Genomic DNA, 12,721 nt, shown 5'->3' on the forward strand with positions numbered 1-12,721 from the left:
TAATTTTGTATCGCTAAAAATAAAATAGACAAACTATGAGTTCATTTGACGTAGTCATTATAGGTTCAGGTCCTGGAGGATATGTATCAGCAATTCGTTGCGCACAATTAGGTTTTAAAACTGCAATTGTAGAAAAATATAATTCATTAGGCGGAACTTGCCTTAACGTAGGTTGTATTCCTTCAAAAGCATTATTATCTTCTTCTCATCATTATGCTGAAATTGCTCATTTTGCAGACCACGGAATCGAAGTTTCTGGCGATGTAAAAATCAATTTAGAGAAAATGATCGCGCGCAAACAAGCCGTTGTAGATCAAACCGTAGGTGGAATCAACTACTTAATGGATAAAAATAAAATTACTGTTTTCAATGGTTTAGGTTCTTTTGTAGACGCAACGCACATTGCAGTTGCAAAAGCTGACGGAACATCAGAAACTATCGAAGCAAAATATACTGTAATTGCTACAGGATCAAAACCATCCTCTTTGCCGTTCATCAAAATTGATAAAGAAAGAATCATCACTTCTACTGAAGCTTTAGCTTTAAAAGAAGTACCAAAACATTTAGTAATTATTGGTGGAGGAGTTATCGGAATCGAACTTGGACAAGTTTACCTTCGTTTAGGGGCTCAGGTTTCTGTAGTAGAATTCATGGACAGAATCATTCCTGGAATGGACGGTTCTCTTTCTAAAGAGTTAACTAAAGTATTGAAAAAACAAGGAATGAAATTCTACGTTTCTCACAAAGTAAAATCAGTAGAAAGAAACGGCGATGCTGTAGTGGTTCAGGCTGAAAATGCAAAAGGAGAAACAATCACTCTTGAAGGAGATTATTCATTAGTTTCTGTTGGTCGTCGTCCTTACACAGACGGATTAAACGCTGACAAAGCCGGAGTAAAAATCTCAGACAGAGGACAAGTTGAAGTAAACGACCATTTACAAACTAATGTTCCAAATATCTACGCTATTGGTGATGTTGTTCGTGGAGCAATGTTAGCACACAAAGCGGAAGAAGAAGGAACAATGGTTGCTGAAATTTTAGCTGGTCAAAAACCACATATCGATTATAATTTAATTCCTGGTGTAGTTTACACTTGGCCAGAAGTTGCCGCAGTTGGACAAACGGAAGAGCAATTGAAAGCTGCAGGTGTGAAATACAAATCTGGAAGTTTCCCATTCAAAGCGTTAGGACGTGCAAGAGCAAGTGCTGACTTAGATGGATTTGTGAAAATCCTTGCTGATGAAAAAACAGACGAAGTTTTAGGAGTTCACATGATTGGGGCACGTACAGCAGATTTAATTGCTGAAGCGGTTACTGCAATGGAATTCAAAGCGTCTGCTGAAGATATTTCAAGAATGAGCCACGCGCACCCAACTTTCGCGGAAGCGGTAAAAGAAGCAGCATTAGCAGCTACTGAAAACAGAGCAATACACGTATAAAATTTACGTAAAGCATATTTTAAAAAACACCAATCCTGAGATTTCAGGATTGGTGTTTTTTTATGGCGTCCTATGGGACATTTTTATTTTCATTTCTACTAACATTTAGTTCCTAACAGAGTTGGATAAGTGCAAATTTTATCTAACGATATTTATCCTTCTGAGATTATATATTGGCAGAAAAAATAGAATTCAACACCTTCTTTGTCCCATAGGGACTACATATTTATAGTTGATAAAAATATTTGTTCATTAGATAAATTATTAAAATCTAAAAGCTCCAGAGGAGCAAAATATTTATAACAAAGAATTACCGCAAAGATTCCAAGCTCTAGCGGAGCAAAATATTTATAGCAAAGAATTACCACAAAGATTCTAAGCTCCAGCGGAGCGAAATATTTATAGCAAAGTATTGCCGCAAAGATTCTAAGCTCCAGCGGAGCGAAATATATCGATTATAAACATGTCGTTCCGGAGCTTTACGTCGACTGCAATAAATTATGCAATAAATTATGCAATAAATTATGCAATAAATTATGCTATAAATTATGCTATAGATATTTTGCTTCTCCGAAGCTTTTTATAGGTAAGGTAAATTTTGTATAAAGGCAATTTTGATAAAATTTTTAATCGTTAGAAAATATAAAATCAAATAATAATTCTGTAAAATAGTTCTCATGATCTCATAATATCTTTACATACACAAAAGATACTATTATGAAAAGTAAATATATAGCTCCGGTTTTAGTTGGAGCAGGAGTAGCACTTGCGCTTTATTCCTGCGGTTCAACGATTCCTAAAAAAGCAGTTGCTGTCACTAATTTCGACAAAGCAAAATATTTAGGAAAATGGTATGAAATTGCCAGATTGGATTTTAAATATGAAAAAGGTTTAAACAATGTCACAGCCGAATATACTGCAAATGATGACGGAAGCATAAAAGTAGATAATAAAGGCTACGATACTAAAAAAGACAAGTGGAAGGAAAGTATTGGAAAAGCTAAATTTGTCAAAGCCGACAATATCGGAATGCTAAAAGTGTCCTTTTTTGGACCTTTTTATGCCGGATATAATGTAATTGCTGTCGAAGATAATTACAAATATGCACTTGTCGCCGGCGAAAGCTTAAAATACATGTGGATACTTTCCAGAGAAACTACAATTCCCGAAAGTATAAAAGCAAATTTCCTCATTAAAGCCAGAGAAATTGGATATGAAGTCTCAGATCTGGTTTGGGTAAAACACGATAAAGTAAATTAGTAAAGATTTTAAGGTTGAAATTTTTATTAAAAAGCAAACCCGATACTTTTTATGAGTATCGGGTTTGTCTATTTTGGTGTGAAAATAAATTATCTGGTAAAAACACTTTTATAATTATCCCAATATCTGTAAATCAAGAATAAATTGCCCAGAAATAGTAATGCTGCAATTGGCAAACCTTGAGGAGCTAAAAAATAATTGATAAACAAAATGTTTACCGTAATAGGTAAGATCAAAATATTAGCCAGTGTTACATATCGACCTGTTACAAAAGCAATTCCGCAAAGTAATTCTATTGATTTTGCTAAAGGCATTATATACGTCGAAGCCATTAAACCAACATTAAAAGCCTTGAAATTTCCTGTTGTTTCTGGTTCAGGTGCCAGGTGAAAAAAATAACTAATAGAGGCAAAAAGCAGTAAAAGGCCAATTAAAACTCGGACAATAATCGTAGCAATTTTCATAATACTTAGGATTTTAAATAGGTTAAAAAAGTATAATTATTTTTTTGGAAAAACGATATAATCTGAATCCTCAATTAAAATGGTATTGAATTTTGAAGCTTTCTATTGAGGATTTTACAATCTAATTAATCCTATTTTGGGATTAATACAATGCTATATCAAATATAACGAATTTTTTCTTATGAAATTGCTGCTTTATTAACACTTTTCCTATTTCTTAATGTATTTTTTATAAAGAAAAAATCCACCAAAACCAATCAGAATAAAAGGCCAAAGATTGATTAGAAATACAAAGATTCCTTCCAGAATATACCAGCCACTTTTTAGAGAATCCAGAATTTGAAGCCCCAAATTCGGCTTATAAGCATTGCTGTCTTTTTCGCTTGCCATGATTTCCTGTCTGATCGTTTCATTTTGGTACAGTTGCAAAGTAATAGTGCTAAAATTTACCTGATCCTGCAAGGACAAATTATCAATAGTATGATTGTCATTTGCTTCTTTTTGATTGGCAAGCGTATTTTCTGCCTCAATAACATCATTGATTTTTTTACCCTTAGTATCAATAGCTTTTTCTACTCTTTTTTCGGTTACAGAACTTCTTTTTTGTGAAAGCTGATTGGCTAACATTTTCAGCGAAACGTCATCGGCTTTAATTACCCTGAAATCAAGAAAATCAATTTGTTTGGCAATAGTTTTAATCACAGTATCAAGTTGAGTGTTAGGTACTCTGATAGTAATGTTGTTTTCGACTGTATATTTTGTAGTTTCAAGTGTGCTGTCCTGACTGATTTTGGTTTTTATCTGATCGTGAATATTGCTTTGTAAATTGGTATATGTAACAAAACCTCCAAACTTTTGAGTAGCATTTTCAATTGCATAAGTAGACTTGACGACATTTTTGACCTTAAATTTAATATCAGCAGTTCGAATAAATTTCTGTTTACTGTTTTTATCGACCACTGCTGCCGATGATGAAACAGCAGTACTGTCAGCTGTCATTTTGTAATCTGCGATATCTGCTGTCGAAGTAGAATCTGCTTTTTTGCAGGAAAATAGTAATGCGATGATTACCACAGAAGTCAATCCTAATTTTGCAATTGTTTTCATAAAGGTTATAAAATTTGATTAATAAATAATAGTTGGTCTGCTTATCAGACTGTTTTGTATACCACAGTTTAAACCGTAAAATTTCTATAGCGAACAATAAAAAGAACTTTATTATCGGTATAATTTGCAGCAATTTTTTTAAGAGTAATTTTTAAATCAAATAGCAGGAAAAGTTTTCATAATTAGTACTAATTCGATATACTAAAAAGTGTGCCAATAATTTTTGAGTATTATTTTATTGAAGGATTTTTTTTGTCGTAATTTTGAAATCTAAAATTTATTTATTTTTGAGAGTTTCTATTCATAAACATATTTCAAATCCAGAGCACTTTAAACAACAACTTTTAAGCTGGTCGCAACAATTTCGCGAAGTAGTTTTTTTAGATAGTAATTCCTATCCGCAAGAATATTCCAGTTTTGATTGTATGTTGGCTGTGGACGCTTTTACGTCTTTAAAAACCGATTTTCATAATGCTTTTGATGATTTAAAACAATATCAGCAAACCACAAAAGACTGGCTTGTAGGGTATTTATCGTATGATTTGAAAAATGATGTCGAGGATTTAAAATCGTCTAATTTTGATGGCTTAAATTTTCCGGATTTGTTTTTCTTTCAACCCAAAAAGTTATTCATTTTAAAAGAAAACCAACTTGAAATTCAATATTTATTGCTTTGTGATGATGAGGCAGAAGATGATTTTGAGGAAATTGTACAAAATGAAAATGAGTCTTTTGTTACACTGAGCAGAGTCGAAGTACAGCAGCGTATTTCGAAAGATTTATATGTTGAAAAAGTAGCAAAAATGCTGGATCACATCCATAAAGGCGATATGTATGAGGCTAATTTTTGTATGGAATTTTTTGCTGAAAATACAGTGATTAATCCATTGGAGAAATTTCAAAAACTAAACACAATTTCGCAAGCACCGTTTTCGGTTTTCTTTAAAAATCATAAACAATATTTGCTTTCGGCATCACCGGAACGATATCTGAAAAAAACAGGAGAGATTTTGATTTCACAACCCATAAAAGGAACTTCAAAACGATCTGCAGATCCTGTAGAAGACGAGAAATCAAAACAATTTCTGGCATCAGATGCAAAAGAACGTGCAGAGAATATCATGATCACAGATCTGGTTCGAAATGATTTATCGCATACAGCACAAAAAGGCTCTGTTGAAGTTGTTGAACTATGTCAGATTTACTCGTTTTTACAAGTGCATCAGATGATTTCAACCATAACATCAAAATTAGATCCTCAATATACACCAACAGATGTTTTAAAAACGACTTTCCCAATGGGAAGCATGACGGGAGCTCCGAAGATCTCAGTAATGAAAATCATCGAAAACCTCGAAGAAACCAAACGCGGTTTGTATAGCGGATCAATTGGTTATTTTACACCCGAAGGAGATTTTGATTTTAATGTTGTAATTAGAAGTATTTTGTACAATCAGGAAAATAAATACATTTCATTTTCTGTTGGAAGTGCCATTACATCACAATCTGTTCCGGAAAAAGAATATGAAGAATGTTTGTTGAAAGCAAAAGCAATGCACGAAGTTTTGCAATAATTTTTTCACCACAAATTGCATGAATGAGCACGAATTATTTTTATTTTATAATTCATTTTTTAATTAGTGACAAAAAGAATTAAAACGATTTTGTTTCACGCTGATTCTACAGATTAAAGCAGATTTGGTTGGATTTTATTAAATTTAATTTGCGTAAATCAGCTAAAATCTTTTTAAATCTGCGTGAAACTCATATAAAAGATTGGTACAAATCCTTTTAATCTGTGGCAAAAAAATAATAATTCGTGAATTCGTGGCGAATAAAAAAATAATATTCCGCTTAACATTTCATTTAAGAATAGATCGAATTTAATTTTTTACATTTATCGAATGTTTTTAAAATTTCAAAATCATATCACAACCAGATTTCCATTTCTGGTCAACAAGAAACTCTTTCTGGCTGTCAGCGGTGGAATAGATAGTATGGTTTTACTGCATTTGCTGAAGCAGTTACCTTATGAAATTGCTGTTTTGCACTGTAATTTCCAACTTCGCGGATTAGAAAGTTTTGGCGATCAGGAATTTATTCAAAATTATTGCAGTCAAAATAAAATTCCTTTTTTTACCACCCATTTTGATACAGAAGCTTTTGCTAAAGATTATAAACTATCGACTCAGGTTGCTGCCCGCGAATTGCGTTATAATTGGTTTTATGAGCTTTTAGATACAGAAAATTTCGATTATATCTTAACAGCACATCATGCCGATGATAATCTGGAAACTTTTATCATCAACTTAACGAGAGGAACCGGATTAGAAGGCTTAACCGGAATTCCGGAACAAAACGACCGAATCATTCGTCCGCTTTTGCCTTTTTCAAGAGATGAAATTCAGCAATATGCAAAAGAAAATAAAATCGAATGGCGGGAAGACAGCAGTAATGCTTCTAACAAATATCTTCGAAACAAGATTCGTCATGATTTAGTTCCTGTGCTTAAAGAAATCAATCCGAATTTTTTGAATGCTTTCCAGAAAACACAATCGTATTTACAGGAATCTCAGGAAATGGTCGAAGATGCTTCGATTATGATTTATCAGCAAGTGGCAAAAGAAGCAGGTGAGGATATTCATTTCGATTTAAATCAGCTTAAAAAATTACCCAATTATAAGTCATATCTGTATCAATGGTTAAATGAGTTTGGTTTTTTGGCCTGGAATGATGTTTATGATTTGGTCGACGGACAATCAGGAAAGCAGGTTTTTTCAAACGAATTTAGATTATTAAAAAACAGAGATACCTTAATTTTAAGTCCAATTTCTGAAATATCAGAAAAGGAAGAATTTGAAATTAATGAAAACGATAAAGTAGTTAATTTTCCCTTAAAATTAAAGCTTTGTCAAGTAGACGACATTACAATAGATTCAAATAAAGCTATATTTGTCGACGCTGAAAAAATCCAGTTTCCTTTGATTTTACGTAAATGGAAAGAGGGGGATGTTTTTCATCCTTTTGGAATGCACGGAAAGTCTAAAAAAGTGAGTAAGCTTTTTAAAGATGAAAAACTATCACTGATAGAAAAAGAAAAAACATGGATTTTGTGTTCAGATGACCAAATTGTATGGGTTGTTGGAATCAGACAGGATGAACGTTTTAAAATTAAAAATACCACAAATCGAATACTTAAAATAGAATTACAATCATGAACTTTAATCAATACCATCAAGCGATAATGTCAAAAAGTATCTGGAATAAAACCATTGTGTTTTTATTGTTTTTCCTGTTTGCTTTTGCAAAAGGAAATGCTCAGATTCTGGAGCCGGTAAAATGGACTTCTAAAATCGAAAAAAAATCGGGAAACAATGCTGTTTTAATTTTTGATGGAACAATTGAAAAAGACTGGCATATGTATTCGCAGTTTACGCCGGATGGCGGACCGCTTGCGCTGGAAATTACATTTAAAAATCAAAAAGGAAACTATAACTTAGTTGGAAAAGCCAAAGAAGGAAAAACCAGAACAGCCTTTAATGATGTCTTTGGTGTAAATGAAACTTTCTTTGAAGGTAAAGCACATATCGAACAGGAAATCACGATTATTAACCCAAACTTAAAAACGGTTGATGTTGACTTTGATTTTCAGGTTTGTAAAGAAGTATGTATCAATTCAAGTAAAAAATTCTCAATTGCAATTCCGTCAACTTTTAAAATGGATGCTGTTGATGCAGTAACGGAATCTAAATTAGACGAAACAAAAGTTGCCGTACCTGTTGATACAGCAAAAACAGCTGTAGAGGCTGCTAAAGTTGAAACTGCAAAAACAGAAGTTGCCGAAGCTCCTGCAAAAGAAGAAGTTCCTGTACAGGCTCCTGCAAGAAGTTTATGGTCAATCTTTTTTATTGCTTTTATCTCAGGATTTGCAGCCTTGTTAACGCCCTGTGTTTTCCCAATGATTCCAATGACAGTGAGTTTCTTTACAAAACAAAGTAAAAGCAGGGCAAAAGGAATTCGTAATGCTATAATTTACGGACTTTCAATTATTGCTATTTATGTTATTTTAGGATTAATAGTAACGAAAATATTTGGAGCCGATGCACTGAATGCTTTATCTACAGATGTTTGGTTTAATCTGATTTTCTTTGTAATCCTGATCATTTTTGCAACTTCATTTTTGGGGGCTTTCGAAATCATGTTACCTAATTCATGGGCAAACAAAGCAGATCAGCAAGCAGACAGAGGTGGAATAATTGGAATCTTGTTTATGGCTTTGGCTTTGGCAATTGTGTCGTTCTCTTGTACCGGACCAATTGTTGGAACGTTATTGGTTGAAGCAGCTTCAAATGGAGGAATTGCTCCAATTGTTGGAATGTTAGGATTCTCATCAGCTCTGGCTTTGCCGTTTATGTTGTTTGCAATGTTCCCGGGCTGGTTAAATTCATTACCAAAATCTGGCGGATGGCTGAATACGGTAAAAGTAGTTTTAGGATTTTTAGAATTGGCTCTGGCATTCAAATTTTTATCAAATGCAGATTTGGTTTTACAGTTACACTTTTTAGAAAGAGAAGTTTTTATCGCAATCTGGATTGCTATTTTTGCTGCTCTGACTTTGTATCTGTTCGGAAAAATTACCTTGCCACATGATAGTCCGTTGCATCATATCTCGGTAGGAAGATTGTATTTAGGATTACTGACACTTGTATTTACCGTATATTTAATTCCGGGACTTTGGGGAGCACCGCTAAAATTAATCAGTGCATTTCCGCCACCACCGCAATATAGTGAAAGTCCGTTTGGAGTAGGAGGTTCTGCAAATTCAAATGATAGTGCCGAATCTGTAAAAGGTTTACCCGCCGGAGCAGAATTAGGACCACATGGTATTATGGTTTTTCATGATTATGAAGACGGGTTAGCCTATGCAAAATCAATTAATAAACCTATTATGCTTGATTTTACAGGTTATGCTTGTGTGAATTGCCGAAAAATGGAAAACAATGTTTGGTCTGAACCAACTATATTACCGATACTAAAAAATGATGTTGTTTTGATTTCTCTTTATGTTGATGATAAACGTGAATTGCCTGCTGAAGAACAATTTGTAACAAAAGCCGGAGATAAAATCATTACAGTTGGTGATAAATGGACTGATTTTATGATCTCAAAATATAAAACGAATACACAGCCATTATATGTAATAACAGATTTAGAAGGAAAGAATTTAAATACTTCAAAACCAACAATTAGTTATGTAAATGCAGATGAATATCTAAATTGGCTGAAAGAAGGAATTGGGAATTTTAAATAGTTTCTTTTTTAGAATAAAGAGGATAGAACATAGAAAAGAAAGTTCTGTATTCTAAAATCTAAAATTATTACAGGTTGAAATTAATTCAAATAGAAATCCCTCTAAGTCTAAACTTAGAGGGATTTTTTATTAAGGCAAAAAGGGGGGAATTATTTCTTATAAAAATTCTCCGTGTTGAGAAATATCTAAACCTAGTTCTTCTTTCTCTTCTGTAACTCTTAGAGGTGTAATTTTATTGACAACAAAGAATAAAATATAAGAACCTACAAAAGCGAAGATTGAAACTACAACTAAAGCTGTTAATTGGTTTAGGAATAAAGTTGGAGTTCCAAAAATCAAGCCCTGATTATCTCCAACAGCCGGATTAATTGCTTTTGAGGCAAAAACACCTGTTAACAGCATTCCTACCATACCACCAACACCATGGCAGGCAAAAACGTCAAGAGCATCATCGATTTTTCCTTTAGGAAATTTGCTTACCACAATGTTACTTACAATGGCAGAAAAAGCTCCAATAAAAATGGCGTGAGGAATGCTTACAAAACCTGCGGCAGGAGTAATGGCAACAAGACCCACAACAGCTCCAATACAAGCACCAAGTGCAGATAATTTATGACCTATTATTTTATCAAGGAAAACCCATGCCATTGCAGCAGCTGCGGCAGCTACAGTAGTAGTTCCTAAAGCCTGAACTGCTAAACCGTTTGCTCCTAATGCAGAACCTGCGTTAAAACCAAACCATCCAAACCATAATAAACCAGTACCTAATAATACATAAGTAATTCTGGCAGGATTTACTTTTTGAATTTTTCTTTTTCCTAAGAACATCGCTCCGGCTAATGCAGCCCAGCCAGCACTCATATGTACTACCGTTCCGCCAGCGAAATCTAATACTCCCATTTTAAAGAAAACGCCATCAGGATGCCAGGTCATGTGTGCTAAAGGAGAATATATAAAAATGATAAATAAAACCATAAACAATAAATAAGCCCAGAAACGTACACGTTCTGCAAAAGCACCTGTGATTAAAGCAGGTGTAATGATGGCAAATTTAGCCTGAAATAATGCGAATAACATAAACGGAATTGTTGGGGCAAGACTCCATGCAGTGCTGGTTCCCACACCTTCGAAGAATAAATTAGCAGATGGATTTCCAATGATTCCTCCAATAGTAGGTCCAAAAGCTAATCCAAAAGCAACAACAACCCATAAGATAGTAACAATTACCATTGCCATAAAACTTTGCAGCATGGTGCTGATAACGTTTTTCTTACCTACCATTCCTCCGTAGAAAAATCCTAGTCCGGGTGTCATAAGCAATACAAATGCAGTTGCTACAATCATCCAGGCAGTGTCTCCTGTGTCAAACTTAACAGCTTCGGCCGGAATTGGATTATCAGACAGGATAAAGTTTGATATAAAGGTTAGTACCAAAATAGTGATAAGAATCACACTTAAAATAATTTTTCGCATAGTTATTTAGTTTTAAATTTTTCATAAAAGTATAAAATCAATTAATGCCCCTATAAAAAATAGAGTATAGTGTTTGATTTTTATCAATTTTAAAATTTAACCCCCTTAAATTTATATGTAATTGTTAAAAAGAACTTAAAATTTACAATTTGTTAATCCAAAAACTGAATTTTAAGCTATTTAAAGAGTTTGTTAACGAAAAAATGAAAGAATATTTCTAATTTTAAGAGTAATGATGTGTAAATGAGTAAAGACTGGATTAAAATGTTTAGAATTTTGAAATAAAAAAGGCATCAGATGAGTTTTTCAAATGATGCCTTTTGTGTAAAAAAAGTTTAATTACTTCTGGTTGTACTTTGCTTTGAATTTGTCATTCAGTTTTGTCTGGAAAGTCTCTAAATTAATTTTTCTGCCCTGAATAAAAGCAGTTGTCAATTTATTTGTTCTCATATCCAGCGCATCACCTTCAGAGATAAAAAGTGTTGCATCTTTCCCGGTCTCTAATGTTCCGCATAAAGCATCAATACCTAATAATTTTGCTGTATTTGAGGTGATTAACTGAACAGCTTTTTCTTTGTCTAAACCAAAAGCAGCACAGGTTCCTGCTAAAAACGGAAGGTTTCTTACGCTCATACGTTCATGATCTCCACTGTTTTCAAGTCCAACAACAATACCTTTATCCGTTAGGATTTTAGCCATTTTATAAGGAAGGTTTACATCCTCATCAGCACTTGTTGGCATATCATGAACACGTCTTAATAAAACGCCAACATTGTGTTTTTGTAACACATCAGCAGATTTATAAGCTTCGAAACCACCAACAATAACAATTTTATTTATTTGATTGTCTACCGCTAACTGAATAGCGTCTACAATTTGTTTTTCCTCATCTGCGTGTATGTACAGGGTTTGAGATCCGTCAAAAAGCCCTTTTGTGGCTTCCAGAACAATGTTTCTTTCTTTTGCTGTATCTTTATTGTAGGCTTTTGCGTTTACAAGAAAAGCGTTAATTTCTTCTACTTGTTTAGGATAATCTTTGTTTGCTTCGATTATTCCGGGTTCAAACCATGATCCTGACCTTTTAAAATTGGATGGGAAATTAAGATGAATTCCGTCATTTTCTTTTAAGATTGCATCTTTCCAGCTCCATGCATCCAGTTGTACAACTGAAGAAGTTCCTGAAATCCTGCCTCCTCTTGGAGTAATTTGAGCCATTAAAACCCCATTTGGACGAACGGTTTCTACTACTTTAGACTCTGAATTATAAGCAATAATACTTCTTACATTTGGATTAAAATCACCAATTTCTTCCTCGTCATCTGATGATTTTACAGCATCAATCTCTACCAAACCAAGAGTAGTGTTTGGCGCAATAAATCCAGGATAAACGTGTTTTCCGCTGGCATCGATTGTAGTGTCAAACGCACCGGCAGCAAGCCTGATGGTTGTCGCATCTGCAACAAGCGTAATTTTTCCGTCTTTAAAACCAATAGCACTATTTTGAATAACTGTTCCGTTTCCTAAATGGGCAGTAGCATTTAAAATCAAAACCGATTTGGTTTGTTTTTGAGCCGGTATTTGCTGTGCTTTTATTTGTACCGAAGCACAAACAGCGAGCAGTATTATATATATGTTTTTATGTATCATCTTATCTGTTTTTAATCTTT

At 33.7% G+C, this 12,721-nt stretch carries 9 protein-coding genes; 5 read left to right on the top strand and 4 right to left on the bottom strand.

Features of this window, described 5'->3' with window-relative positions:
- The first annotated feature begins 35 nt into the window (after positions 1 to 35).
- Positions 36 to 1,439, top strand: a complete 1,404-nt coding sequence (gene lpdA / locus A4F88_RS15165; protein WP_068843488.1) for a dihydrolipoyl dehydrogenase — start codon at positions 36 to 38, stop codon at positions 1,437 to 1,439.
- A 717-nt stretch (positions 1,440 to 2,156) separates the two neighbouring features.
- Complete coding sequence (locus A4F88_RS15170; RefSeq protein ID WP_068843489.1) at positions 2,157 to 2,699, top strand: lipocalin family protein; 543 nt, start codon at positions 2,157 to 2,159, stop codon at positions 2,697 to 2,699.
- Between the two features lie 89 nt (positions 2,700 to 2,788).
- Here the strand turns inward: A4F88_RS15170 and A4F88_RS15175 are convergent, their stop codons facing one another.
- Together A4F88_RS15175 and A4F88_RS15180 are read right to left on the bottom strand one after the other, a co-directional pair.
- Positions 2,789 to 3,163, bottom strand: a complete 375-nt coding sequence (locus tag A4F88_RS15175) for a DoxX family membrane protein (RefSeq protein ID WP_068843490.1) — start codon at positions 3,161 to 3,163, stop codon at positions 2,789 to 2,791.
- 210 nt (positions 3,164 to 3,373) lie between these two features.
- A complete protein-coding gene (locus A4F88_RS15180) occupies positions 3,374 to 4,270 on the bottom strand; it encodes a DUF4349 domain-containing protein (protein WP_068843491.1) in 897 nt (298 codons plus the stop codon).
- Positions 4,271 to 4,557: 287 nt separating this feature from the next.
- Here A4F88_RS15180 and A4F88_RS15185 point away from each other — a divergent pair, with 287 nt between their 5' ends.
- The 3 genes from A4F88_RS15185 to A4F88_RS15195 all read left to right on the top strand — a co-directional run bounded on the left by A4F88_RS15185 (position 4,558) and on the right by A4F88_RS15195 (position 9,581).
- On the top strand, positions 4,558 to 5,844 hold the full coding sequence (locus A4F88_RS15185; protein ID WP_068843695.1) for an anthranilate synthase component I family protein: 1,287 nt from the start codon (positions 4,558 to 4,560) through the stop codon (positions 5,842 to 5,844).
- A gap of 330 nt (positions 5,845 to 6,174) precedes the next feature.
- The gene (gene tilS, locus A4F88_RS15190) at positions 6,175 to 7,488 is read left to right on the top strand and encodes a tRNA lysidine(34) synthetase TilS (RefSeq protein WP_068843492.1); all 1,314 of its coding nucleotides are present in this window, start codon (positions 6,175 to 6,177) and stop codon (positions 7,486 to 7,488) included.
- Positions 7,485 to 9,581, top strand: coding sequence for a protein-disulfide reductase DsbD family protein (locus A4F88_RS15195; RefSeq protein WP_068843493.1), 2,097 nt, complete (start codon positions 7,485 to 7,487; stop codon positions 9,579 to 9,581). The genes tilS and A4F88_RS15195 overlap by 4 nt, the downstream gene beginning before the upstream one ends.
- Positions 9,582 to 9,737: 156 nt before the next feature.
- On the opposite strand, the gene A4F88_RS15200 is transcribed toward A4F88_RS15195, so the two are convergent.
- Positions 9,738 to 11,054: an ammonium transporter gene (locus A4F88_RS15200; RefSeq protein ID WP_068843494.1), complete on the bottom strand. Its 1,317-nt coding sequence runs from the start codon at positions 11,052 to 11,054 to the stop codon at positions 9,738 to 9,740.
- 339 nt (positions 11,055 to 11,393) lie between these two features.
- Positions 11,394 to 12,701, bottom strand: a complete 1,308-nt coding sequence (locus tag A4F88_RS15205) for an amidohydrolase family protein (RefSeq protein WP_068843495.1) — start codon at positions 12,699 to 12,701, stop codon at positions 11,394 to 11,396.
- Positions 12,702 to 12,721: the final 20 nt, after the last annotated feature.

Origin of the sequence: Flavobacterium chilense (assembly GCF_001602525.1) — a bacterium.
Taxonomy (GTDB): Bacteria; Bacteroidota; Bacteroidia; order Flavobacteriales; family Flavobacteriaceae; genus Flavobacterium; species Flavobacterium chilense.